The sequence below is a fragment of the Flavobacterium sp. GP15 genome, assembly GCF_014281985.1.
GTDB lineage: Bacteria > Bacteroidota > Bacteroidia > Flavobacteriales > Flavobacteriaceae > Flavobacterium > Flavobacterium pygoscelis.
Genome location: NZ_JACFTC010000005.1, coordinates 83,196 through 108,906 on the forward strand (window position 1 = coordinate 83,196; position 25,711 = coordinate 108,906).

General features: G+C 30.6%; 28 protein-coding genes. 11 read left to right on the top strand and 17 right to left on the bottom strand.

The genetic code is table 11. The features are described 5' to 3' along the window. The first annotated feature begins 80 nt into the window (after window positions 1–80). Window positions 81–1,988 carry an acetate--CoA ligase gene (gene acs / locus H2650_RS11440; RefSeq protein WP_188050949.1) on the top strand — a complete coding sequence of 636 codons (1,908 nt, stop codon included), beginning with the start codon at window positions 81–83 and terminating at the stop codon, window positions 1,986–1,988. Between the two features lie 27 nt (window positions 1,989–2,015). On the opposite strand, the gene H2650_RS11445 is transcribed toward acs, so the two are convergent. Beyond that, window positions 2,016–2,732, bottom strand: a complete 717-nt coding sequence (locus tag H2650_RS11445; RefSeq protein ID WP_188050950.1) for a hypothetical protein — start codon at window positions 2,730–2,732, stop codon at window positions 2,016–2,018. Window positions 2,733–2,786: 54 nt separating this feature from the next. Between H2650_RS11445 and H2650_RS11450 the strand changes: the two genes are divergently transcribed. The 7 genes from H2650_RS11450 (at window position 2,787) to H2650_RS11480 (ending at window position 8,394) form a co-directional block, all read left to right on the top strand. Beyond that, window positions 2,787–3,965: an NAD(P)/FAD-dependent oxidoreductase gene (locus H2650_RS11450; protein WP_370566869.1), complete on the top strand. Its 1,179-nt coding sequence runs from the start codon at window positions 2,787–2,789 to the stop codon at window positions 3,963–3,965. Between the two features lies 1 nt (window position 3,966). Further along, window positions 3,967–4,674 (top strand): methyltransferase domain-containing protein, encoded by a 708-nt coding sequence (locus tag H2650_RS11455; RefSeq protein ID WP_188050952.1) that lies wholly within the window; start codon window positions 3,967–3,969, stop codon window positions 4,672–4,674. Further along, window positions 4,671–5,723, top strand: coding sequence for a type III polyketide synthase (locus tag H2650_RS11460; protein WP_188050953.1), 1,053 nt, complete (start codon window positions 4,671–4,673; stop codon window positions 5,721–5,723). Before H2650_RS11455 ends, H2650_RS11460 begins: the two co-directional genes overlap by 4 nt. 84 nt (window positions 5,724–5,807) lie before the next feature. Further along, complete coding sequence (locus H2650_RS11465; protein WP_188050954.1) at window positions 5,808–6,236, top strand: 3-hydroxyacyl-ACP dehydratase FabZ family protein; 429 nt, start codon at window positions 5,808–5,810, stop codon at window positions 6,234–6,236. A 53-nt stretch (window positions 6,237–6,289) separates the two neighbouring features. Continuing rightward, the gene (locus H2650_RS11470; RefSeq protein WP_188050955.1) at window positions 6,290–7,564 is read left to right on the top strand and encodes a beta-ketoacyl synthase; all 1,275 of its coding nucleotides are present in this window, start codon (window positions 6,290–6,292) and stop codon (window positions 7,562–7,564) included. A 71-nt stretch (window positions 7,565–7,635) separates the two neighbouring features. Continuing rightward, a complete protein-coding gene (locus tag H2650_RS11475; protein ID WP_188050956.1) occupies window positions 7,636–7,893 on the top strand; it encodes an acyl carrier protein in 258 nt (85 codons plus the stop codon). Between the two features lie 15 nt (window positions 7,894–7,908). Further along, window positions 7,909–8,394, top strand: a complete 486-nt coding sequence (locus H2650_RS11480) for a 4'-phosphopantetheinyl transferase superfamily protein (RefSeq protein WP_188050957.1) — start codon at window positions 7,909–7,911, stop codon at window positions 8,392–8,394. 17 nt (window positions 8,395–8,411) lie between these two features. On the opposite strand, the gene H2650_RS11485 is transcribed toward H2650_RS11480, so the two are convergent. Together H2650_RS11485 and H2650_RS11490 are read right to left on the bottom strand one after the other, a co-directional pair. After that, a complete protein-coding gene (locus H2650_RS11485; protein ID WP_188050958.1) occupies window positions 8,412–9,008 on the bottom strand; it encodes a 3'-5' exonuclease in 597 nt (198 codons plus the stop codon). A 2-nt stretch (window positions 9,009–9,010) separates the two neighbouring features. Beyond that, window positions 9,011–10,927, bottom strand: a complete 1,917-nt coding sequence (locus H2650_RS11490) for a DUF294 nucleotidyltransferase-like domain-containing protein (RefSeq protein WP_188050959.1) — start codon at window positions 10,925–10,927, stop codon at window positions 9,011–9,013. A gap of 184 nt (window positions 10,928–11,111) precedes the next feature. Here H2650_RS11490 and H2650_RS11495 point away from each other — a divergent pair, with 184 nt between their 5' ends. Beyond that, window positions 11,112–11,618, top strand: a complete 507-nt coding sequence (locus tag H2650_RS11495) for a DUF2911 domain-containing protein (protein WP_188050960.1) — start codon at window positions 11,112–11,114, stop codon at window positions 11,616–11,618. Window positions 11,619–11,933: 315 nt separating this feature from the next. On the opposite strand, the gene H2650_RS15915 is transcribed toward H2650_RS11495, so the two are convergent. The 3 genes from H2650_RS15915 to H2650_RS11505 all read right to left on the bottom strand — a co-directional run bounded on the left by H2650_RS15915 (window position 11,934) and on the right by H2650_RS11505 (window position 13,233). Next, window positions 11,934–12,221 (bottom strand): hypothetical protein, encoded by a 288-nt coding sequence (locus H2650_RS15915; protein ID WP_255462884.1) that lies wholly within the window; start codon window positions 12,219–12,221, stop codon window positions 11,934–11,936. 114 nt (window positions 12,222–12,335) lie between these two features. Continuing rightward, the gene (locus tag H2650_RS15920) at window positions 12,336–12,770 is read right to left on the bottom strand and encodes a DUF4886 domain-containing protein (protein ID WP_255462885.1); all 435 of its coding nucleotides are present in this window, start codon (window positions 12,768–12,770) and stop codon (window positions 12,336–12,338) included. Between the two features lie 43 nt (window positions 12,771–12,813). Next, window positions 12,814–13,233: an Lrp/AsnC family transcriptional regulator gene (locus tag H2650_RS11505; RefSeq protein WP_188050961.1), complete on the bottom strand. Its 420-nt coding sequence runs from the start codon at window positions 13,231–13,233 to the stop codon at window positions 12,814–12,816. Between the two features lie 106 nt (window positions 13,234–13,339). Here H2650_RS11505 and H2650_RS11510 point away from each other — a divergent pair, with 106 nt between their 5' ends. After that, window positions 13,340–14,059: a sulfite exporter TauE/SafE family protein gene (locus tag H2650_RS11510; RefSeq protein WP_188050962.1), complete on the top strand. Its 720-nt coding sequence runs from the start codon at window positions 13,340–13,342 to the stop codon at window positions 14,057–14,059. Between the two features lie 106 nt (window positions 14,060–14,165). Continuing rightward, window positions 14,166–15,395 (top strand): multidrug effflux MFS transporter, encoded by a 1,230-nt coding sequence (locus H2650_RS11515; RefSeq protein ID WP_188051076.1) that lies wholly within the window; start codon window positions 14,166–14,168, stop codon window positions 15,393–15,395. Between the two features lies 1 nt (window position 15,396). Here H2650_RS11515 and H2650_RS11520 read toward each other — a convergent pair whose 3' ends face one another. The 11 genes from H2650_RS11520 to H2650_RS15800 form a co-directional block, all read right to left on the bottom strand. Continuing rightward, entirely contained in the window at window positions 15,397–16,404 is a 1,008-nt protein-coding gene (locus H2650_RS11520; protein ID WP_255462886.1) for a DNA topoisomerase IB, read from the bottom strand. Window positions 16,405–16,700: 296 nt separating this feature from the next. Continuing rightward, on the bottom strand, window positions 16,701–17,198 hold the full coding sequence (locus tag H2650_RS11525) for a hypothetical protein (RefSeq protein WP_188050963.1): 498 nt from the start codon (window positions 17,196–17,198) through the stop codon (window positions 16,701–16,703). Window positions 17,199–17,326: 128 nt separating this feature from the next. Further along, the gene (locus tag H2650_RS11530; protein ID WP_188050964.1) at window positions 17,327–17,650 is read right to left on the bottom strand and encodes a LytTR family DNA-binding domain-containing protein; all 324 of its coding nucleotides are present in this window, start codon (window positions 17,648–17,650) and stop codon (window positions 17,327–17,329) included. 231 nt (window positions 17,651–17,881) lie between these two features. Beyond that, window positions 17,882–20,209: a multicopper oxidase domain-containing protein gene (locus H2650_RS11535; RefSeq protein WP_188050965.1), complete on the bottom strand. Its 2,328-nt coding sequence runs from the start codon at window positions 20,207–20,209 to the stop codon at window positions 17,882–17,884. Then, window positions 20,199–20,681 (bottom strand): DUF305 domain-containing protein, encoded by a 483-nt coding sequence (locus H2650_RS11540; RefSeq protein ID WP_188050966.1) that lies wholly within the window; start codon window positions 20,679–20,681, stop codon window positions 20,199–20,201. The genes H2650_RS11535 and H2650_RS11540 overlap by 11 nt, the downstream gene beginning before the upstream one ends. A 114-nt stretch (window positions 20,682–20,795) precedes the next feature. Next, window positions 20,796–21,230, bottom strand: coding sequence for a DUF6799 domain-containing protein (locus tag H2650_RS11545; protein ID WP_188050967.1), 435 nt, complete (start codon window positions 21,228–21,230; stop codon window positions 20,796–20,798). 72 nt (window positions 21,231–21,302) lie between these two features. Then, window positions 21,303–23,831, bottom strand: a complete 2,529-nt coding sequence (locus H2650_RS11550; RefSeq protein WP_188050968.1) for a heavy metal translocating P-type ATPase — start codon at window positions 23,829–23,831, stop codon at window positions 21,303–21,305. Between the two features lie 105 nt (window positions 23,832–23,936). Next, window positions 23,937–24,497 carry an AraC family transcriptional regulator gene (locus H2650_RS11555; RefSeq protein WP_188050969.1) on the bottom strand — a complete coding sequence of 187 codons (561 nt, stop codon included), beginning with the start codon at window positions 24,495–24,497 and terminating at the stop codon, window positions 23,937–23,939. Continuing rightward, entirely contained in the window at window positions 24,481–24,960 is a 480-nt protein-coding gene (locus tag H2650_RS11560) for a heme-binding domain-containing protein (RefSeq protein WP_188050970.1), read from the bottom strand. The genes H2650_RS11555 and H2650_RS11560 overlap by 17 nt, the downstream gene beginning before the upstream one ends. Further along, entirely contained in the window at window positions 24,961–25,395 is a 435-nt protein-coding gene (locus H2650_RS15795; RefSeq protein WP_370566865.1) for a DUF3347 domain-containing protein, read from the bottom strand. It lies immediately after the preceding gene. Continuing rightward, window positions 25,355–25,633 (bottom strand): heavy metal-binding domain-containing protein, encoded by a 279-nt coding sequence (locus H2650_RS15800; RefSeq protein ID WP_223151102.1) that lies wholly within the window; start codon window positions 25,631–25,633, stop codon window positions 25,355–25,357. Before H2650_RS15800 ends, H2650_RS15795 begins: the two co-directional genes overlap by 41 nt. Window positions 25,634–25,711 lie beyond the last annotated feature (78 nt).

The window sequence follows — 25,711 nt, forward strand, 5'->3', positions numbered from 1 at the left end:
TTTAGATTTGAATCATTATATATAATGGTGATAATTTTAAGAATAGAGCGAGATTTAATACTTTTATAAAAAATTTGAATATGAGCTACTACAAAATTGATAATCTAGAACAATATTTTAAACATTATAATAAATCAGTTCGTGAACCTAGAAAATTTTGGGGTAAAATAGCACAAGAAAATTTTACTTGGTACCAACAATGGGATAAAGTTGTTGAGTTTGATATGGCAGAAGCAGATATTAAGTGGTTTACAGAAGCAAAAGTAAATATTGTAAAAAACTGCATCGATAGACATTTAGCTAAAAGAGGAGACAAAACTGCAATTATTTTCGAACCCAATGATCCTTCAGAAACAGCATTACATATTACATATAATGAGTTGCACGAACGAGTTTGTAAAATGGCAAATGTATTGCGTGAACAAGGCGTAAAAAAGGGAGATCGTGTGTGTATTTACTTGCCTATGATTCCTGAATTAGCCATTGCTACTTTAGCTTGTGCAAGAATTGGAGCCATACATTCGGTTGTTTTTGCGGGATTTTCCGCCTCAGCCGTTGCCAGCAGAATTAATGATAGTGAATGTAAAATAGTTATCACTTCTGATGGAGGATACAGAGGAAATAAAACAATTGATTTAAAAGGAATTATAGACGAAGCTTTAGACAAATGCAGCTGTGTAGAAAGTGTTTTAGTAGTCAAAAGAATTAATTCTGAGATAAATATGAAAGAAGGTCGTGACCAATGGTTGCAACCTCTTTTAGATGAAGCTAGTGATAATAATGTAGCAGAAATAATGGATGCAGAAGATCCTTTATTTATACTCTACACTTCTGGATCTACAGGAAAACCAAAAGGAATGGTTCATACTACTGCGGGTTATATGGTTTATACCGCATATACTTTCAAAAACGTATTTAACTACGAAGAAAATGATGTATTTTGGTGTACCGCAGATATTGGTTGGATCACCGGACATTCGTATATTTTATATGGACCATTATTAAATGGAGCTACAACTGTTATTTTTGAAGGTGTTCCTTCTTATCCAGATTTTAGTCGTTTTTGGGAAATTATCGAAAAACATAAAATAACACAATTTTATACCGCCCCAACGGCCATTCGCGCTTTGGCAAAAGAAAACTTAGAATATGTTCAAAAACATCCTCTAACTTCTTTAAAAGTAATTGGCTCCGTGGGAGAACCTATAAATGAAGAGGCATGGCATTGGTACAACGACCATGTAGGAAGTAAAAGATGTCCTTTAGTCGATACTTGGTGGCAAACTGAAACTGGAGGTATACTTATTTCTCCTATTGCCTTTGTCACTCCAACAAAGCCAACTTATGCTTCCTTACCATTGCCAGGAATTCAGCCCGTATTAATGGATGATAAACGAAATGAAATAGAAGGAAATCAAGTAAATGGTAGTCTTTGTATCAAATTTCCATGGCCGGGTATTGCACGAACAATTTGGGGAGATCATCAGCGGTATAAAGACACTTATTTTTCTGCTTTTCCAGGTAAATATTTTACTGGAGACGGCGCGCTTAGAGATGAAGTAGGTTATTATAGAATTACTGGTCGAGAAGATGATGTTGTTATTGTTTCTGGACACAATTTAGGAACAGCACCAATTGAAGATGCTATAAATGAACATCCTGCTGTTGCAGAATCTGCCATTGTAGGTTTTCCACATGATGTAAAAGGAAATGCATTATATGCTTTTGTAATTTTGAAAGAAGTTGGAGAATATCGAGTTCGAGAAAACTTAGTAAAAGAAATTAATCAATTAATTTCAGATCATATTGGCCCAATTGCTAAAATAGATAAAATTCAGTTTGTTACTGGCTTGCCAAAAACTAGATCTGGTAAAATTATGCGTAGAATATTGCGAAAAATAGCAGAAGGCGATTATTCGAATTTTGGTGATATTTCTACTTTGCTAAATCCTGAAATTGTTGAAGAAATAAAAGAAGGTAAAATCTAAATAAAATTTATATAATGAAAAGTAAGGTTAAGAATCTGTGATAAGATTTTTAGCCTTTTTTTTATCCGTTATCATGAATTTATAAATGAGATAAAACGAAGTAAAATGTAAGAGTCTGTCAAAAGTGTTTAAAATTACATTCTCAACAAAGTAAGTTCCTATCGCAGCAAATATATCATTAAATATTAACGCTATAGAGCCAAAAAAATAATAAAATGCTTTTTTATCCGCAAACTTTCCTAAATATAAAACCGCTGTAACACCAAGAAATACGGTCGCTATTGCATTAAAAACTAAAATAATATTGAGATATTCGTCACCAATTGCAGATATTAAAATATATAGAATAGCGCATAAAAAAACTACGTTGAGAGTTAAAATAAATAAAGTAAAAGCGCTTGGTGCAGTATCTATTTTTATTTTTTTTATTGATTTATAACCTAAATTTATTAAAGATAGATAGCAAAAAAAAGAAGCTATTAAAGCCATTCTGAATAATTGTGCCGAATCTTCCCAAAATAAAAGCAACAATTCATTCAAATAAAATAAAACGACAAATAAATAATAATTAGGATTAAATTTATTGTAATTATTAACTAAAGCGTACAGTAAAAATGACGGGATTATAAGCGGTTTAATATAAATAATCAAATTTGGGTCAAAAAATATTCCGGCACAAAAATATATTCCCAAAAAAAATATTGGGATGATTAATAGTACATTTTTTATATTTTGAGTGTTCATTACCAAACAAATCTAGTATTTTAATTTTTTATTACATAAACTAATCAAAATTTAATACGGTTTAGATGTTATTATTCCACTAAAATGCTAAATTTACCTGATATGGAACAAAAAAAAATAGTGATTGTTGGTGGAGGATTAGCGGGTTTAACAGCTGCTATACATTTATCTAAAATCGGAATGAAAGTTGTTTTATTCGAAAAAAATGAATACCCAAAACATAAGGTTTGTGGAGAATATATTTCTAATGAAGTAGTGTCTTATCTTAAATTTCTTGATTTAAATATCTCAAGCCTAAATCCCACTAATATTACTCGTTTAGAGTTTTCTACCGTTTCTGGCAAAATAATTAAAAGTAAATTACCTCTTGGAGGTTTTGGAATTAGTCGTTACGTTTTAGATGAATATTTGTTTAAAAAAGCAATCGCTGTAGGCTGTGAAATAATACAAGATACAGTAGAAACTATTGTTTACAAAGAGGATGAGTTTACGATAAGCACAGCAAATAGTACAGTTTTTAAATCAGAAATTGTAATAGGTGCTTTTGGCAAACGCTCCAACATAGATCAAAAATTAAATCGTAATTTCATTCAGAAAAAATCAGCTTGGTTGGCCGTAAAAGCACATTATTCTGGAAATTTCCCTGATGATTTGGTCGGTTTGCATAATTTTAGTGGTGGATATTGTGGCGTTTCTAAAGTAGAAAATAATAGTATAAACATTTGCTATTTAGCCGATTATGAAACTTTTAAAAAATATAAAAACATTAGTGATTATCAAGCGCAAGTAGTGAATAAAAACCCTCATTTGAAAGATGTATTTAATCACAGTAAAATAATTTTTGAAAATCCTTTAACAATAAGTCAAATCTCATTTGATAAAAAGGAAAGTGTTGAAAATCACATTTTAATGATTGGTGATACTGCTGGTTTAATTCATCCTTTATGCGGAAACGGAATGGCTATGGCTATAAATAGTGCTAAAATTGTATCTGAGTTGGTAGGTAAATTTTACAGCACAGAAATTAAATCTAGAGAAGATTTAGAGAAAAGATACAAGAAAGAATGGGATTTAAATTTTAAAGGACGTCTTAAAACGGGACGATTATTATCTAATCTATTACAGAAGCCAAAACTATCTTCGTTGGCAATGCGTATATTAACTGTATTTCCGTTTATATTGCCTGTAATAATTAAAAAAACACACGGAAAACCAATTACTTTCAACTTATAAAATGGCATTAAATACAAAATATAGGACAGACGAACCTGAAATTATGGACGATTTTGCTATGGAAGGAGAAATCCTGCGTGACGCTTTAGACAAAATTGCTAAAATTAATCAGCTTTTAGGAGGAAACAAGTTAACTTTACAAGGAGTCCAAGATTTGCTTCCGGCTACTCCTAACGAAATAGTGATTGTAGATGTTGGTTGTGGTAATGGTGATATGCTGCGTACTTTAGCTGAATTTGGGTTAAAAAACAATTTAAAATTCAAATTAATTGGAATAGATGCTAATAATTTTACGGTTTCACACGCAAAACAACTTTCAGAAAAATATCCCAATATTAGTTATTTATGCCAAGATATATTCAGTAAAGAATTCCTTGATGTAAAGTATGATATTATATTATGCACGTTAACATTACATCATTTTAAAGACGATGAAATTGTTTATTTGTTAAACACTTTTTACACAACAGCAACGATTGGTATTGTAATTAATGATTTACAACGAAGCGCAATTGCTTATCGTTTGTTTCAAGGGTTGTGCTTTGTTTTTCAATTGAATGCGATGTCTCGAGAAGATGGATTAGTTTCAATATTAAGAGGATTTAAAAAAGAAGAGCTAGTTGCTTTTTCTAAAAAATTAAACTTTAGTAAATATAAAATTCATTGGAGATGGGCTTTTAGATACCAATGGATAATTTCAAAAATATGAGTGTAAAAATAAAAACAGTAACAAAGCAGTTACCAAAATATTTCAGAAATACAGCTGAAATAATCCCTTTTCTAGATGCTTGGTTAGTAGGTCAAGAGGATCGATTTATCAGAAAAGTAAAAAAAATTTTTGAAGGAGCCGCTGTAGATAAACGATATTCAATCATGGATCCTATCGAAGTTTTTACCAAAACTTCTTTTGAGGAAAGAAATGATATTTATGTTCGAGAGGTGATTGATCTAGGAGAAAAAGTTTTAGAAAAAGCTCTAGTCAAAGCTCAATGGAAACCAGAAGATTTAGACTATATTATTACAGTAAGTTGTACCGGGATTATGATTCCGTCCTTAGATGCTTATTTGATAAATAAACTAAAACTGAGACAAGATATTGTCAGACTTCCTGTTACTGAAATGGGTTGTGCTGCTGGAGTTTCTGGAATTATTTATGCCAAGAATTTCTTAAAAGCGAATCCAGGCAAAAGAGCGGCTGTTATTGCTGTCGAAAGTCCTACTGCAACTTTTCAATTGGATGATTTTTCGATGGCTAATATTGTAAGCGCTGCTATTTTTGGTGATGGCGCAGCTTGCGTATTACTTTCTTCTCATGAAGATGATGAAGGTCCCGAAGTGGTGGCCGAAGAAATGTACCATTTTTATGATAATATCGATATGATGGGTTTTAAACTTACTAATTCGGGCTTGCAAATGGTCTTAGATATTGAGGTTCCCGAAACTATATCGTCCCATTTTCCAAATATTATTAATCCTTTTTTAGAAAAAAATAATCTTGATATCGCTCAAATTGATCATTTAATTTTTCATCCTGGAGGAAAAAAAATTGTGCAAACCGTAGAAGCTTTATTTTCGGATATGGGAAAAAATATTAATGATACTAAAGAAGTTTTGCGATTATACGGAAATATGTCTAGCGCAACTGTTTTATATGTTTTAGAGCGAATTATGGATGATAATCCTAAAAAAGGCACAAAAGGCTTAATGTTGAGTTTTGGCCCTGGATTTTCGGCTCAAAGAGTATTATTACAGTTTTAAAATTTATCATCTATTCAGAGAATATAAACTAATGTCGATTATGAAATAATCAGTGAATTTATAATATAAAAAAATATTTCGTTAATGAAGTTTCAAGAAATTATATCAAAATTACCGTATTCTAAACCCTTTTTATTTGTAGATGAAATCATTCATATTGATGAAAAAGGAGTAGAAGGTACTTTTACTTTTGATGAAAATCTAGAATTTTATAAAGGTCATTTTAGAGAGTTTCCAATAACACCAGGAGTAATTTTGACGGAAACTATGGCTCAAATTGGCCTTGTATGTTTGGGTCTGTTTTTGTTAAATGATACATTTAGTAAAAATACATCAATTGCCTTAACATCAACAGAAATAGATTTTTTAAAAGGAGTTTATCCTAACGAAAAAGTAACTGTTTTTTCAGAGAAAATTTATTTTAGATTTGGAAAATTAAAATGCAAGGTTTGGATGAAAAACACAAAAGGAGAAGTAGTCTGCTCTGGAACAATTGCTGGAATGATCGTATAATTAGTTTACAGTTGTCACTGAAATTTGTATTCTTACTAAAATTGACTTTATAAATGAATAAGAGGGTAGTAATAACAGGACTTGGAATAGTGGCACCAAACGGAGTAGGGCTTGAAGCATTTACTCATGCCATAAAAAATGGAATTTCAGGAATAAAACACGATCCAGAATTAGAAAGATTGCAATTTTCATGTCAGATTTCCGGTAAACCAGAGATTTCTAACGAATTATCACTGCGTTATTTTTCAGAGTTAGAACTTCGTAACTTTAATTCCTCTGGTATACTGTATGGCGTTATAGCAGGAATAGATGCTTGGAAAGATGCAGGATTACCAGTAGAAAACAACCAAGATCCTGACTGGGATAGCGGAACTATTTTTGGTACAGGAACTTCTGGAATTGATAAATTTAGAGAAAGTATTTATAAAATTGATGACTTTCAAACCAGACGTTTGGGTAGCACTGCTGTGGCTCAAACCATGAATAGTGGCGTAAGCGCCTATTTAGGAGGTAAATTAGGTCTGGGAAATCAGGTAACTACCAATTCCTCAGCTTGCACTACAGGTACCGAAAGTATTTTAATGGCTTACGAGCGCATCAAACAAGGAAAAGCAAAGCGTATTTTGGCTGGAAGTACAAGTGATTCTGGACCTTATATATGGGGCGGTTTTGATGCCATGAGGGTTTGTACTTTTAAACACAATACCACACCTGAAGAAGGTTCAAGACCAATGAGTGCTAGCGCTTCTGGCTTTGTTCCAGGAAGTGGAGCAGGGGCTTTAGTAATAGAAGACCTCGAAACTGCTCTCGCTCGTGGGGCCAAAATTTATGCTGAAATTCTAGGAGGAAATGTAAATTCAGGAGGACAACGCGGTTTAGGAACTATGACAGCTCCAAATCCAATTGCAGTGCAAAAATGTATTGTAAATGCTATTGCTGATGCGGGAATAAAACCAGAAGCTATTGATGTTATAAATGGTCACTTGACTGCCACATCAAAAGATAGTTTGGAAATCCAGAATTGGAGTGAAGCTTTGCAAAGAAATGGTTTAGATTTTCCTTACATAAATTCCTTAAAGTCTATGGTGGGACATTGTCTTTCCGCAGCCGGAAGTATAGAAAGTGTTGCATCTGTATTGCAATTGTATCACGGTTTTATTTTTCCAAACATCAATTGTGAAGATTTACACCCAGAAATTAAGGCAGTTGTAGACGAGAATAAAATACCTCAAAAAGTTATAAATCAAGATATAGATATAGTAGCTAAAGCTAGTTTTGGTTTTGGAGATGTGAATGGATGTTTGATTTTTAAAAAATTTAAAAACTAAATTGAAACAGTAAACAACTATCTTAGAGATTGGTTAAAAAATAATATAGTAGTATTAAATAGTAAATAAACATGGAGAAAGAAATTATAATTGAACAATTAAAAGAAATAATTAAACCATACGTTCAAGAAAAAGAAGCATTTGAAGCCTTAACAGAGCATACCGATTTCATCAACGATTTAAAAATAAATTCAGCTAATTTAGTTGATGTAATTTTAGATATTGAAGAAAAGTATGATATTGTTATTGATAACGAATCAATGGAGCAAATGCTAAATGTAAAAGCAGCGATCGAAATTATTTCTACTAAATTAGCTGATAAAATTTAGAAAATTTTAAAAAAAATGATTGGAAATGACATTGTAGATTTGGCTTTAGCCCAAAAAGAAAGCAATTGGCAAAGAAAAGGTTTTTTAGATAAGATTTTTACCCAAAAAGAGCAATCTTTAATAAAGAATGCTATAAATCCCGAGCTAATGGTCTGGAATTTATGGACTAGAAAAGAAGCGGCTTATAAAATTTACAATAGAGAAACTGGAATTCGAGCTTATATACCTTTACAGCTCGAGTGTTTTTTTGAAACTGAAAATAAGGGAACATTAGGTTGTAATGGATTTACTTATTACACACAAACGCAAATTTCAGAGGAGTTTATTTATACCATTGCGGTTACTAATAAACTCCATTTTAAGCAAATTAATAAAATAAATTTTGAAACTAATATCCTTAAAAAGGATGGTATCCCATTTATATCCAATACTTCATCCAAATTAGTAAAACCAGTTTCAATAACAAATCATGGGCGTTTCTGGGAAGGAATCGTATTGTAAAGTAGTATGTTTTAGTATTATTTTATTCCCAATCTTGATTTTAGTTTTAAGAAAAGCAAAGCTGTTCTATAAGCATTTTCTGCAGCAGAATTTTTTTCATTTATGGGTATATGATAAAATGTTGAAAGTTCATCAAGTGAAAATTCTTTATCATTAATATCGTTTAATTTGCAATGCATTACATCAATATCCAAAGCCTCATTTCGCAATCTACCACAATCTAGGCGATCTAAAGCATGATTTATCATTTCTACATGAGAATTAATATGGTGACCAACCAAAACGGAATTGCCAACAAAATTGATAAATGACTGAATAGCTTCTGGTTCAGATAATTTTAAAATTTTATTTTCTAATAGAAATTCATCTGCTAAATGATTATCATGATAAAATTGATATTGCAATAAAACAGCTTCAAAACTGTCGCCAATATAAATACTATCCTCTACAACAGAAAAAGAAGCGATCGATAATAGAACATCTTTCTCCGGATTGGAGCCAGAACTTTCTGTTGATAAAATAACATAACGCGAAGATTTTTCTTCGAATTTTGAAACATAATTTTTCCAAAATTCGGGATGTTCTTTATTAATGTTTTTTAACCATTCTAACATAATTATGAAAATTGAGTAAGTTGAAATTTACTTTTTATTAGTTCTTCTAATTCACGCATTGGTAACAAAGCATTTTTTAATTTATCGCGATCTATTTTAGTTAGTTCATCAAGATTTATAAATTCACCTGAATTATCATTTTTCAAACCTTCTAATGTTCTAAATTTAGAAAGAGTTAGAAAAGCTTCGGCACAGTTTAGATAAATTTCGGCATGTTTTGGGTCGGTAATAGCAAACTGTTTGAACCTTTGGTGTGTATTATTAATTCCTCTAATTTCAAAATTTAAAGCTAATAAACGGGCACCATCAATCAACGGCATTAAAGCTCGAGTTTTAATATCAAATTTATTCTTGTTTGGTCCTTCGTCTTCAACATTAAAATTTTTGAAAAAACTTAAAGGTGAATTTTTTCTTAAGGCATCATTTCCAAGAAAATCAAAAAACAAACTGTTGTTTTTTACATTTTTGAAAACTACGTCACTAATAGCATCTTCTATTTTTTGTTCGCCAAATGCAATTTCATAATCAAAGAAAATACTACTAATATTAGCACTATTTTCACCTGGATCTTTCATCCAATTGTCATATTGCTTGATCCAGTCTGTTAGCGATTTACACCAAAGCATATTGCTTGCCATATGTCCGTTGGGACATAATTCATAACCAATTTTTTCAAGTGTTCCAGTCGTTCTTTTGGCTAACTTTAAAAAATAATCTTTAACATCTCTATATTTATCTGGTGCTACATCTTCAAAAATTAAAATACTATCTTGATCCGTCAATAATAATTGTTCTTTTCTGCCTTGGCTACCAATGCTTAACCAAGCAAAACGAGCAGGAGGAGAGCCCAAATCTAAAATTGATAATTCTACAGAGCGCTTTATAATCGCTAAATTAATTTCACTAGCGATATTAAATATATGAGAAACAGGAATATTTTTTGTTATAGAGGTCTGAATTAAATCGGACAAACGATCGCGAATTTGTTTTAGTTCTTTTGCAGATTGAGAGCGTTTTATTTCTTTTATCAAAACTCCAGGATTACTCGCTTGCGCAATAATCAAGTCATTTTCGCTAATAATTCCTTTTATGGTAGATTTATCTGTTCCATCTTGAGTTACACACAAATGAGTAACATTGTATTTCAGCATTAGTAATTGTGCCTCCGCTAAAGAAACATTTTCCATTACTGTTATAACTGGAGAAGACATTATTCTTTCAACTGCTATGGTTATTGGAAATCGACCCGTAGCAATTTTAGAGCGCATATCCGTGTCCGTTACAATACCTAAAGGCATGTTATTATTGCATACAAGAGCATTATTCTTTAAACTTTCGTTCATTAATTGAGCTACATCTTGCACAATTGCATTAGGATTTACTTTTATAGGTGAAGTATTGTAAGACAAAGACTGAAAATATTGCATTTCAGACTTTTCTCCTGAGTAAAAAACGTTATCAGAAATTAACTTTCCTATTAAATTCTCTTTGTCTTTATAATTTCTAGTGTTTACGGCAAAGCTTTCTAAAAGATAGTTAAGAACTTCAGCATTATTAGCCACAAAAGGACGAAAAGTAGAGATAGGAATCGCATATACCAGACTTTCTTCTCTGGCTTTAGCGGTCATCATATAATTATTTTTTGCAAAAAAGGGACGAATACCAAAAATATCTCCTTCAATACATTTGTTTAGCAGTGTTTCCTCAGCATCAGCAATAACAGATAATGTTACCACACCTGAAGCTACAACATAAAAACTGTCATGTAGTAAATCATTAACTTGAAATAATACTTTGTTTTTTTCTAAATTTACGACACGTATGCTAGTAGCAATTATAGATAATTCCTCAAAAGTCAAATGATTGAAAGGTGCGTATTCCTTTAAAAAATCAGCAATATGTTCAGCAATTGTATTCATAATTATAAAGATAAAAACGTATTTGAATGTAAAATTACTGAAATTAAAAATCATATCACAACCATAACACTACCAAAACTTTTTAATTATACAATGCATAATTTTTTCATAAAATAAATATGATTTTTATACTTTTTAATCTACTTGTCATACATTTATTCATTAATCTAAAACATTTTAAATCATGAAGTTAGTAAGAAAAATACTTTTCCCGTTTATTACATTATTAGTAGTCAACTTTACAAATGCACAAGAAAAACCGGCTAGTAGTAAAGAAATGGCTACAGGAAAAATTAATGGAGCAACAATTACTATTAATTATAGTAGTCCATCGGTAAAAGAAAGAAAAATTTGGGGTGAATTAGTTCCATTTAACGAAGTATGGCGTGCTGGAGCAAATGAAGCAACTACTTTTGAAACTTCAAAAGATATAACTGTTGGAGGATCAAAATTACCAGCTGGAAAATATTCTTTCTTTGTAATACCTAAAGAAAAAGAATGTATCGTAATTTTTAATAAAGAAGCAAAACAATGGGGATCTTCAAAATACAATGAAAAAGAAGATCAATTGAGAGTTACTGTTAAACAACAAGCTTCAAAATCATCAACAGAAAAATTAGTTTACACTGTTGCTAATAATAAAGTGGTATTGAGTTGGGAAAAGTGGAATATACCAATGAGTATAAAATAATAATTGTTACAAAAACATGAAAGCATTACTGAAAGGTGATGCTTTTTTTATTTAAAAGTTTTGTGAGTTTCTATTTTGCAATAAATTCTATTTTACATAATATAAATTATAGTTCATTTGTAAATGATAATGTTTTCATCCTTAAAAGGAAATTTTACATTGATTGATAACAATTTAACGTCTTGGCGTTACAAGATGTTTGGTATTAAAGATGCGAGTTTTTTCGATTATACACAAATTTTCCGAGTACAAAACCATCTTTAAATTCAGCCTAAAACCCAAATATCTTGTAAAGGCTGTTACCAGTAGTTTTTTTTACTTTGCAATTTTCTTTAACTTTTCTGCTGTTTTTTTTTCAATTTTTCCAATATAAATTAAATCAGATGCTTTATTGCCAGTTAACATTTGGTAAAATATGCAAGCGTTTAAAAAAGCACCATTTTCGTTTGGATGGCTTTCATCTTCGTAAAGTTCAATTTCAGGATATTTTGTGCGAACTTCAAAATATTTCTCACCATTGTTTGACTCTATAAGGTTATTTTTGTTAGCTACTAATTTATAAGAATCATTAATTAATTCCGTTTCTTGTTTTAAATTTTCCATAATAATTGAACAGCACTTGGCTTTTTCTATAGATTTATCAATTACGCTTGATGGATAACAATATTGTTCTGGATATTTATTTTTAGACGCCCAAGTTTGGAAAAGTATAAATTTTCAATTTGGATTAGAAACCAATCTTTTGATTTCAGAAATAGCCTTGTTTACTTTTAATTCACGATTTTCTGGTATTAAAACACTAACAGTTCCTGTTTGTAGAATAATGACATCCCAAATTTTCTCTGCAATCTTAATTTCGGTTTCTGTTTTTTCATTTTCTCCTTTTATTCTTGTACTTATTCCGTTTTCTGTTTTTGAAGTTATTATGTCCGATAAATGTCCAGATAGCGACATACCTGGAAATGTAATTTGGTCTATTTTAATATTAGGATTTGTTTCATTTATCATTTTTTGGACTGTCTGAGGCATTTCGTGAAAATAGGTAAAGCTGTTTCCAATAAATAAGACATTTATCTCTTTTAAAGTATTTTTGCTTTGAGATTTACAACTTATGGAAATCAATGTTATTAAAATCAGTACAATTTTTTTCATAAATTTTTAATTTAAACACATTTTTTTTTAAAATTACTGGTAACTATGTATTCTTTAAGTTGGATAATATCAAATGTGTTGTAGGTTCTCCATAAATTAAAAGCCTGTCTATAAATTGTTGTAAATGCAATTGATCTGTTAAAATTACTTTCATAAATATATTATGAGTTCCAGTAATCCGATGTATTTCTGTTATTTCTGGAAACTCTTTGAGTTGTTCGCTAAAAAGAATTAAATTACCACTAAACAATTTGAACATAATAAAAACTTCAAGACCAAAACCAAGCTTTTTAGTATTGAGTTCTACACTATAACCTTTGATAACTTCCATATCTTCGAGCTTTTGAATGCGTTCTCGAACACTTGATGGCGAAAGACCAATTTGTTTTCCAATGTCAACAAATGAAACTCTAGCATTAACTTTTAGTTTTTCTATTATTTTTAAATCGATTGCATCTACCATAAAAAAATCTTTTAAGTTAGCAAAATTACCTTTTTTTTATGGTAAAATACTATAAAATCCATTGATAAAATTTCAGTAAAATTAGTTGTTGATTTACTTTTGCATCATGGATACACTATTATTATTACTATCAATTGGAATTTTTTTAGGATTTCTTATACAAACAATTACTGGTTTTGCTGGGGCTTTAGTAGCACTTCCTATTTTACTTTTGGTAATGCCGTTGACTGAGGCTGTTTGTTACATATCTATTTTTTACTCCATTGCTTCTCCTATTTATTTTTACAAGGAATGGAAAAATATGGATAAAATCTTGCTTAGAAAATTAGCAATAACTTCTTTAATTGGAATTCTAATCGGTTCAATAGTTTTAATATATGGTCAGCCAACTCTATTAAAAAAAGCACTTGGCGTTTTTATCATTCTGTTTGTTTTGAATAGTATTTTAAATAAAAATAATTGGAAATTTGGTAGTAAATTAGAATTCATTTTAGGTCTTTTTGGAGGTTTCTTTTCGGGTGTTTTTTCTACGGGAGGACCTTTATATGCAGTAATTATTAAAAACGAAACTAGTGATGTCAGGGTTTTTAGGGCAACCATGTTCGGAATCTTGGGATTGGTATCTATGATGCGAATATCTGTTTTAGTTTTCGAGGGAGTTTTTACAACTATTGAGCTTTATAATTCTTTATATGTTTTACCATTTTTTATACTTGCATTGGTTTTAGGTAAAATAGTTTTTTTAAAATTGGACGAGGAATTTTTGAAAAAATTAATTCTGACATTACTTCTAGTTTCTGGATTAGTATTACTTTTCAAAAATTAGCATCTGTCCTACATTTCATCTTACTGCTCGTTAATTTTCAGTAAAGCATTTATTTCATTTACCTTTGCAAAAAATTAAATTAGCTATTTTGAAGACTGATACTGTAATGACAAAGAAAAAATACTTTCAATTAATTTTGATATTAGGATCCTTAACCGCTTTAGGGCCTTTCTCTATTGATATGTATTTACCAGGTTTTTCTGGAATAGCAAAAGATTTGAATACAACGGTAGCCAATGTTTCGATGACCTTATCCAGTTACTTTATTGGTATATCTGCAGGGCAACTCCTTTATGGTCCATTACTGGATCGTTTTGGAAGAAAAAAACCATTATTTATAGGGCTTTTGGTTTATATAGCCGCTTCATTAGGTTGTGTTTTCGTTACGAATATCGATACATTTATTGGTTTGCGATTCATTCAAGCTGTTGGTAGTTGTGCCGCAACCGTAGCTTCTGTATCTATGGTTCGTGATTTGTTTCCTGTAAAAGATATTCCCAAAGTGTTTTCGTTATTAATGCTGGTTGTAGGTCTTTCGCCCATGTTAGCACCAACAATTGGAGGTTATGTTACTGCTGATTATGGTTGGCACACCGTGTTTTTTATATTGATGTGTATGGGAATTGTAATTTTGATCGCAGCACAATTAGTTTTGCCAAACACTTATTTACCAGATACTTCAATCTCTTTAAAACCAAAAGCAATAATTACAAATTTTATAACTATACTAAAAGAACCTCAATTTTATACGTATGCTTTTGCGGGTGCAATTGCATTTTCTGGTTTGTTTACTTATGTAGCGGCCTCTCCTATCCTATTTATGGATATTTTTGAGGTTGATGCTAAAACCTATGGTTGGATTTTTGCTTTTATGTCTCTCAGTTTTATTAGTGCTAGCCAACTCAATTCTTTGCTTTTGCGAAAATTTAATAGTGAACAAATGATTTTTGGGGCATTAATTTCTCAATCAATTATTGCGATATTATTCCTTATTTTGGTAATTAATAATGTTTTAGGATTATATGGAACGATTGCCATGTTGTTTTTATTTCTGGCTTGTTTAGGAATTTCTAATCCAAATACAGCGGGATTAACTCTTGCTCCTTTTGCGAGAAATGCCGGAAGTGCTTCTGCATTAATGGGCGCTATACAATTGGGTTTAGGAGCATTTGTCTCGTTTTTAGTTGGAGTTTTTGTACATAATTCAGTAGTGCCAATGGTTGCCATTATGACTGTAACTACACTTCTAGCATTAGTGATTTTGATTGTTGGTAAAAGAAAAATAAAAAAAACGATTACGACTTCTGCTGATGAAGAAATTGTAATCGTTCCTTAAATTAAATGTGTTTCATTACTTCTTTCTCTGAAGAAGTAAGTTCAAATTGATTCATTCCGAAATCATCATGCATTTTATTAGGAAGTGTTTTTTCTTCAATTTTTTGCATGATGTTAGGATGTACATAATACGATCTACAAACTGTAGGAGTATTACCTAATTCATCTGCTACCATTCGAATTAGTGTATTACTGAATTTTTTCTTTTTCGTATCACCAATGGCTTCTAGTGCATAAGGATAGAGCTCAACTGCTAAACGGCTTGCTACCCAAGTTCTAAAATCTTTACTGCTAAATCCTTTTCCCATGTGAGTCCGAATGTATTCATTTACATCTTCACTATCCACTGCATGAAAATTACCCTCTTCATCTTTGTATCTAAAAATTTCATAACCTGGTAATTCAGATGATTTTTTTATCAACTTAGCTAATTGGGCATCATCAACTTCAACGTGTCTCATTTGATTACTTTTACCTTTATACTCAAATACAACATGGTTTTTATCAAATGTAATGTGTTTTCTTCTCAAGGTTGTTAATCCGAAAGTTCCATTTTGATTGGCATATTGTTTGTTTCCAATTCGAATACCGGTTTCGTCAAGTAACAAGATTATTAAAGCTAATATTTTGTCTTTAGTCCATTCTTTTATGGCAATATCTTCAATAACCTTTTTTCGAAACTTTGTCAGTGCTTTACCAAAACTTTTCATTTTAGCAAATTTCTCTTCTTGTTTTGCTTTTTCAAAAGTAGTATGATAAATGTACTGCTTTCTTCCTTTGGCATCTCTACCAATGGCTTGAATGTGTCCATCATCCCATTTGCAGATGTAAACATCACTCCACATTGGCGGAATAATCAACCTTCGAAACCTACTTAATAAAATTGTATCTGTGATTTTATTTCCTTCTTCATCAAAATATTGATATCCTTTTCCTCTTTTTCGCTTGTGAATTGACATGGCTTCATCGCCAACATGTTTTATCTCTTTGGTGGTTTCTTTAACTTTCATAATTCATTAAAATTTAATGAATTAAAGATAAATTAAAAGTATTTTTTTGCGTTTTAAAATTTTATGAGAATGTTACATAATTGTCATAATGTTTTAAAATAATTACTGTTTTTATTCTAAAGGAAAAATCATTCTTCAATATTTTCAAGCAAATAAAATATATTTTAAATTTTTCATAATTGTTTTTAATCCTTTTAATATTCAACAATATAAGAATTAATACCTATATTTTAATGTGGCTTTATTGAATTTTAGGAGTAATGATTATAGTATTTTGACCATACAATTTTAATTTTTTATTTTGGGTTAAAAGTTTGCGGGATCTTATTATTTTGGGTTTCTCTATCAAAAGTTAGAGAAATTATTTCCCATTTCTCGTTAGAATAAAAAAGTTGAATGCTATTTACACCACGTCTCTCAACTTTTCCATTTTTTTCTAATCTTGTTTCGTACGTACTCCATACATGAGCAATATTGCCAAATATTTTTACTTCTCTATTGATTTCATTTTCATAAAATGCAGTCTCTAAAACCATGTTATCTGTTTCTTTATGAAAATCTTTCAAGGATAAAGTAACTTGTTTCAAATCACCAGATTCATTTGATAAATAAGTATAAATTGCTTTGGGATTGTGAATGAATTCATCTCTTTCCCATTGTCTTTTTTCTCCAGCTTCACCTGAAACAACCTCATAAAATGCTTTAATTAAACCATTTATTGAAGATACATCCTCAATAAACGGATTGTTTTTTTTAACAGCAGGATTCTTTGAATTTTTATTTTGTGTTTCCATATAGTATGTTTTAAATTTATATTTTAATTATCTTCAAAACAAAACAACAGAGTTTATTGATGAATAAAAAAATATTTATTTAAGTGTACTATTTTCTTATGTAATGGCATTACATTCTTATTTACTACTTATAATATCAATTTATTTAGAGTGTTATTTAAACATTCTCGATAAGTTTTAGCCACTGAAATCTTATTTCCTTTCAACGTTAAATGATTATCCTCGAAAAAATCAATATTTGTTAGATTAACGATGTAGGAATTATGAACTCTCATAAATTCACTTGGCAATTTCTCAATCAAATCTTTAAGAGAATTATAATAAATATATTTTTTATTTTCAAGCATTAAAATTTCAACATAATTACCTAATCCCTTTATTAATATTATTTCATTAAAATTTATCTTAAGTAGTTTTCTATCTGTTTTTATGAAAGTAAAATCATTCTTCATTTGCTTGTTTTTAAGTCGTTTAATTAAATTAAAATTATTGTAATCTAATAGTTTTTTGCTTTTCAGTTTTTATTAAATATATAAAAATTCAGTTCTTTTATTCATAAAAGTTTACTTTTTAATTTAATTAGAATAAAAAAACCATTACATCACTTTTTCAAGTGTTTGTAATGGTTGATATGATTATTGTATGAGATGAAATAGAATTTTTAATCCTTTTTCCGTAACCGTTTAATAATTTACTGATAATCCCAATCCAAATCCCATATCACTGTCATAATGAGTTCTAATACCCATATTTTTGTTTATGATATAACGTAAATCAGCCATATATTCTTTGTCTGTATTAACCATAAATCCAGCTCGTATCCTTTTTGAAATTGGAATATCTTCACGCATTAATTGCAAACGAACATCGCCATTATGATACACTTCTGCTTGAAAAATTACCAACATTGGCAATGTATAATCAAACCCTAAACTAACCAAACTCCGATTATCTTTAGTATTGGATTGATTAAATAAATTAGTTTCTTGCTGGTCCATTCCCATTTTTCTATAACGGTAATCAAAACCTATAAAAGGCATAAACCATTGATTTCTTCCAATATATCGACCAATATGGGTTTCGGTTTCATAGCCGTGCATCTTGTTATATCCTAAACGCCATTCTGTACCAAAACTCCAACGGGCATTTTGTACCATTGCCATTCCATCATTACCATTGGTAGCAAAATCGTTTTGAGCCATAAAATGCGACTCATTACTTTCCGCTTGTAGTTTTTTATAGGCATCAGCTTTATTAGGCAAATAAGGATTCGATTCAGAATTTTCATAACTAAAAACCCGATTCATCCCAGACATCATGTGATATAAAATGTGACAATGAAAGAACCAATCGCCATCTGCATTAGCAGCAAATTCGATTACGTCTGTTTCCATTGGCATAATATCCAATACATTTTTCAACGGAGAGTATTCTTCTTGACCATTTATAACTCTAAAGTCATGTCCGTGCAAATGCATAGGATGACGCATCATAGAATTATTGTATAAAGTGATACGAACGATCTCCCCTTTTTTAATTAAAATTTTATCCACTTCAGATAAAACTTTATTATCCATGCTCCACACATAACGATTCATGTTTCCAGTAAGTTCAAATCTAATTTCGCGCACAGGAGCATTTTTATCAAGAGTAGTTTTAGTTGGTGATTTTAACATTGAATAATTCAGCGTTACAATATCAGAATTCATCGCACTCCTATTGTGTTTTGAATGATCCATCTTTTCATTCATTTTCATTCCACTTTCTTGCTTTCCTTCAGTGACAAATTTAGCAGATGATTTTGAATGATCCATATTTCCATCCATTTTCATTGGATCGCTACCTCCAGCTTTCGGCTTTTTACTAACTCCTGAAATTTCTGGATACATAACTGTATTCATATCCATTTTTTGCAACGACATATCCATTCCCATATCATTCATTGAACCATCCATGTTCATCATGTCGTTCATCATCTTCATTCCTTCAAAATATTTCAATTTTGGCATCGGACTAACCAATTGTTTAATTACTTGACCAATATAAAGAGAAGTTGATTTAGTCCTATCTTCTGGAGTTACTAATAACTCATAAGAGGTATTGTCGGCAGGAATAGAAACCACAACATCGTATGTTTCTGAAACTCCGATAATCAATCGATCTACTTCAACAGGCTCTACATCATTACCATCGTTAGCCACTACAGTCATTTTTCCGCCAGCGTAATTCAACCAAAAATAAGATGATGCACCGCCATTGGAAATTCGTAATCGTACTTTGTCTCCGCCTTTAAATTGCGTTAGCTGACTTTCGTTCTGACCATTTATTAAGAATTTGTCATAATAAACATCACTCACATCCATGGCCAACATGCGTTTCCACTCGTTAGTTAGTTTGGTTTTAAAATGTCCTGCTTTTATTGCTTCTGCGTAACTCTGAGTAGTTCCTTTTTTAATGGCAAAATAGTCGGAAGCGTTGTGTAATAATCGATGTACGTTTTTAGGGTTTAAATCCGTCCATTCGCTTAAAATTACAGGAACTTGTGGTAAGTCATCAATTTCTTTTCTGAATGTTTTGTCATCAGTTTTTTTCTTCAGAATTAACGAACCGTACATCCCTATTTGCTCTTGCATTCCACTATGACTGTGGTACCAGTGTGTACCATTTTGCACAATTGGAAAACGATACGTAAAGGTTTCACCAGGTTCAATAGGCATTTGTGTCAAGTACGGAACACCATCTTCTTTGTTTGGTAAATATAAACCGTGCCAATGTAAGGAAGTGCTTTCTTTCAGTTGATTATGGACTACAATTTCAGCAATATCGCCTTCTGTAAAAGTTAGCGTTGGCATCGGAATCTGTCCGTTTACTGCAATTGCTCTTTTTTCTTTTCCCGAGAAATTGACCAAAGTATCTTTTACATAAAGATCGTAATGGACCAATTTTTGTGCAATAATAATATTCGAAATAAAGAGCACAAAAAGAACTGTGAGTATAGTATTATTTCTCATTTTCTAATCTTTTAATCATTATTTTCATTTGTTCAATTTCTTTTTTTTGTGCTTCAATTATCGAATTGGCTAATTTTTTTACTTCTGGATCTTTAATGTCGGCTCTTTCACTAGTTAATATTGCAATAGAATGATGCGGAATCATTGCTTTCATCCACAATATATCACCAATAATTGGACTTTGAGTTCGAACTAAAAATAATGAAGAGCAAAATAATATAAAACTACTTAAAATAATTATGGTATTTTTTTTCTTGTCTTTATACATTCCTAGCATGAACAATAACATAATTACTGCCATTGTAGAAATACTCATTAAAGTCATGTAAAATCTTGTTAAACTAAAATAAACATGATCGATTGAGTACGTATTTAAATACATAGTAATGTACATTGCAACAAAAGAACAAGCTAACATTACTAAAAATGTTTTGTACATACTACTCTTTTTATTTGTGTCTAAATTTTCCATTTTTAAAAGATTTTATGGTATTATTTTAAAAGTAAATTTTTAAAATGCGGTAATGATTTGATAAAAAAATAATTGCTATAGACTATAAAATCTATAGCAATTACTATATAAAAATTATTTTTTAACTAAATCCATTCCGCATTTAGGACATTTTCCGCCTTTAACGCCAACAACTTCTGAATGCATTGGACAAGTGTAAACTGCAACAGCATTTTTAGTTTTTTTCTTTTTGTCCATCATTTTTTTACTATGCATTTTACCGTTCATATCCATTCGGTCACCATTTTTCATCATCATTTTAGATCCGTCCTTCATTGTACATTCTCCATTAGTCATACAAGTGGTTCCGTTTTCCATGATCATCATTTTGTCCATTGGCATTGTTTTGCCATCTTTCATAACCATCATTTTACCATCTTTCATCATACAACAATCTTTCATTTTATGCTCTGTTTTCTTTGTTTGAGCATTAGTAGTGCTAAAAGTTAAGAAAAGTACCATTGTAAAAAATGATGTAAGAACTGTTGTTAAAACTTTTTTTGTTTTCATAATATTTTGTTTTTAAATAATTTCGTCAGTACCGCTGTTGATCGGTCTTCAGTATCGCTGTTGCCCGAAATATTATATTTTTAACGTTCGTAATCGCAGTGCATTAACAATAACGGAAACTGAACTAAAACTCATAGCCAAAGCCGCAATCATCGGAGAGAGCAAAATTCCAAAAAATGGAAATAAAATTCCTGCTGCAACTGGTATTCCCAAACTATTGTAGATAAATGCGAAAAATAAATTCTGATGAATGTTTTTCATAACACCATGACTCAAGTTTTTCGCTTTCACAATTCCAAGTAAATCGCCTTTTACTAAAGTTATTTTGGCGCTTTCAATTGCAACATCTGTTCCTGTTCCCATTGCAATTCCGATATCGGCTTGCGCTAAAGCTGGTGCATCATTTATTCCATCGCCAGCCATTGCAACAATTTTGCCTTTAGCTTGTAAATCTTTAATATATTCTAATTTATCTTGTGGTAAACAACTTGCTTTAAAATCGGTTAAATTTAATTCAGAAGCTACCGCTCTTGCTGTGTTTTCATTATCTCCAGTTAACATAATGACTTCAACACCTTGTCGTTTTAATTCTGTTATTGCTTCAATACTTGATGGTTTTATAGCATCAGTAATTGTAATATATCCCACAACTTTTTTATTGATAGCGATGTAAGAAACTGTCTTTCCGAGTTTTTGTTCGGAAATTACTTCTTGTTCAATTGCTTTAAAATCTTCAACGGATTCTTGTTCCATCAACTTATCATTTCCAAGGCTAATTTTTTCGTCATTTATAAAACCAATAACTCCTTTTCCTGTAACGGACTCAAAATTTGTTACTTTAGAAAAAGTTACATTTTTGAATTTTGCAAAAGTTACTACAGCTTCTGCCAATGGATGTTCGCTACTTTGATTGATTGATGCTATTTTTCCGAGAGTCTCAATTTCATTTTCCTCTTTTACCACTATTTTTTCTACGGATGGTTTTCCTTCGGTAATAGTTCCGGTTTTATCTGTAATTAAAACATCGATTTTATTCATTTTTTCAATCGCTTCAGCATTTTTTATCAAAACACCATTTTGTGCGCCTTTACCAACACCAACCATTACTGACATTGGCGTAGCCAAACCTAATGCACACGGACAAGCGATAATTAAAACTGCAATAGCGTTTACAAAACCGTAAACTAATTTTGGCTCTGGACCAAATTGCCACCAAATTATAAAAGTAATTACTGAAATTATAACAACAACTGGAACAAAATATTTGGCAACTTTATCAACCAAATTCTGAATTGGCGCACGAGAACGACTAGCATCGCTAACCATTTGAACAATTTGGGACAATAGAGTTTCCGAACCAACTTTTTCGGCAACCATTAAAAATGATTTAGTTCCGTTTATAGTTCCTGAACTAACAGAATCATCGACTTTTTTATCTACAGGAATTGGTTCACCAGTAATCATCGACTCGTCAATAGTACTGTTTCCATCTGTTATTTTTCCGTCAATAGGAATTTTTTCTCCAGGTTTTACTCTAACAATATCACCTTTTTTAATGTCGTGAATGGAAATTACTTTTTCTTCACCGTTTACAACTAATGTCGCTTCCGTTGGTGCTAATTTCAATAGTTCTTTAATTGCACCACTTGTTCTGCTGTGCGCTTTTGCTTCAAGCAATTGTCCTAATAAAACTAAAGTTAAAACTACCGTTGTTGCTTCAAAATATAAATGAACTGTTCCGCTCATTGTTTTAAATTCTGATGGAAAAAGTGATGGAAACAACATTCCGAAAATACTAAACAGAAATGCAACTCCAGTTCCGATTCCGATTAGGGTAAACATATTCAAATTCCAAGTAATAATTGATTTCCATGCTCGTTTAAAAAACATCCAACAGGCATAAAAAACTACTGGAAGCGTTAATGCAAATTGCACCCAATTCCAATATTTTAATTCCATTAAATTATACATTGGATTGTTCGGAATCATTTCTGACATTGCAATTATAAAGACAGGAACTGTAAATAATAATGCAATTTTCATTTTTCGCGACAAATCTAGGTAGGATTTATCTTCCTCGGATTCTCTTGGTTGCATAGGCACTAAATCCATTCCGCAAATAGGACAACTTCCAGGTTCGTCGCGAATAATTTCTGGATGCATCGGACAAGTATATTGTGATGCTTGGATTGCTGATGAAGGTTGTTTTACCAAATCCATTCCGCAAACCGGACAATCTCCAGCTTTATCATACACTTTTTCACCTTCGCAATGCATTGGACAGTAATATTTTCCAGCTTGATGATTATGATTGTGTTCGTGTGGTACTGTTTCTTTTTTATTTGAAGAACAACAACTTGCAACTTTTATTTCTTTTTTTGAATCAGAATTTGGTAACGAAATTTGATATTTACTGTTTTTTCCGCCCAAAGCATTTTGAAATGTTTCCAATTCAATATGTTTTGACATAGTAATTATGGCTTTCCTATCATCTTTTGAAACAGTAACTTCAGTAACATCATCAACTTTAGATAAGTCTGTTTTAACTTTGGCTTCACAACCAGAACATGTCATTCCATCAATAGTATATGTGTGTGTCATCTTGTTTTGTTATTTGAGTTTTATTAATCTAAATACATTAACGTTACAAATATCCGAATGAAATCACTTTTTTACATTGTACAGTTTTGGATATATTTTGTAAGATTACAAATTGTCAATATCTTTTCGCATCTTGTCTTTTAACTGCAAGTATTGCGTCGGCGTAAAGCCAGTATTTTTTTTGAATTGATTACTTAAATGCGCTACATCGCTATAATTTAGCTGAAATGCGATTTCACTCAATGACATTTCATTATAAAGTAGTAATTCTTTTGCTCTTTCAATTTTTTGAATGATAAAAAAGTGCTCTATTGTAGTTTCTTCTATTTCTGAAAATAATTTGCTTAAAACACTATAATCTTGTCTTAAATCTTCTGATAAATAATTTGATAAATTATTCTTAAGTGGATCATTTTTGTAATGCACCAAATCAATTATTAAATTTTTTATTCGTTCAATAGTAATATAATTCTTATCAATTAACAATTCAAAGCCGAGTGCATTCAAGTTTTCTGATAGCAGTTCCAATTGATCTGCGTCTAAAGTTGTTGCAATTTCGACTTCGCCTAATTGCATTGTAGTTATTGAAATTTTTAATTTTTCAAATACTGACTTTACAGCGGTATCGCATCGCGGACAAACCATATTTTTAATGTAGAGTTTCATTTATATATTGATTATTTGCAATTAGTGTTATCCAATCGATAATTTCATTCTTTTGTTGTTGAGAAAGTTTCGCATCTTGATGTATTAAAGTGTAAGAAGTTAATGGCATTTCGCCTTCTTTAATTTCCTTACAAATAGCATCTAATTTACTTTTTTGTTTTCTATTAGAATAACTACCGAATTCATTAAAATTCAATTCTTTTTTTCCATCTTTAATATTCTCATCCAAAAGTGAACTTACAGGCTGAATGTTAGCATACCACGAATATTTAGTAGTATTACTATGACAATCATAACAAGCTGTACTTAACGAAGTTTTCACATTTACCGGAACATTGTAAATAGTCGTTAAATCATTTGTATCAATAGAACTATTTTCCAAGTTGCGAGGTGGTCTGTAGAATTGTATTAATAAAAAAACAAGTAAAAGACCAAATCCTATTTTGTTAACTATCTTGTTCATTTAAAAGGTTTTTTTAATACTTCCACAAGTAAGCATTTGAGAACCAAAAAATAGATTTTTAATTTCTTTTATTTCACTAATCCAAATAGCACCTTTGCCCTCATTTGCCATTGGACAAAAATCTTGATATATTTTTTGCTTTAAACCAAAAGTAGCAACAAAGTCATTTATATCTTTACTTAACATAATAAAATGCTCTCTTTGATGTTCAATTTTACTAGCATTATTGCCAATATGTTCTGCGTGTTCCTTGGCATCTTCGGCAATCTCTAAAAATTCTTTTCTTAGTTTTGCATCAATCGAATTAACATTTACATCACTGAATGTTTTGTAAATTGATTTGCTAGCAACAGCTGCCATTTTCGCATCGTCTTTCGTTAATGCATTATTTCCATTATAAATCTTTTGTGGGAATTTGCTCCAAATCCATTCCACATTTAGGACATTTATCGCCTTTACTTCCAATAACTTCTGGATGCATTGGACAAGAATATGATATATTAGTATCCATCTTTTTATCACTATTATGAATCATCGTTGAATCATGGTTCATCATTTTTGAATCATTCATCATGTGTGATTTTTTATTACTATTGCCTTCGCTAGTTTGCTGTTTACAAGAAGTTATGATTAAAAACAAACCTAATAGTAAACTAAAATTTAAAATTTTCATTTTTTGTAGAGTTTTAAGTGGATGCTAAAGAAGTTTATATTTAACAAAAAATATTATATATTTTATAAAAATTATTTC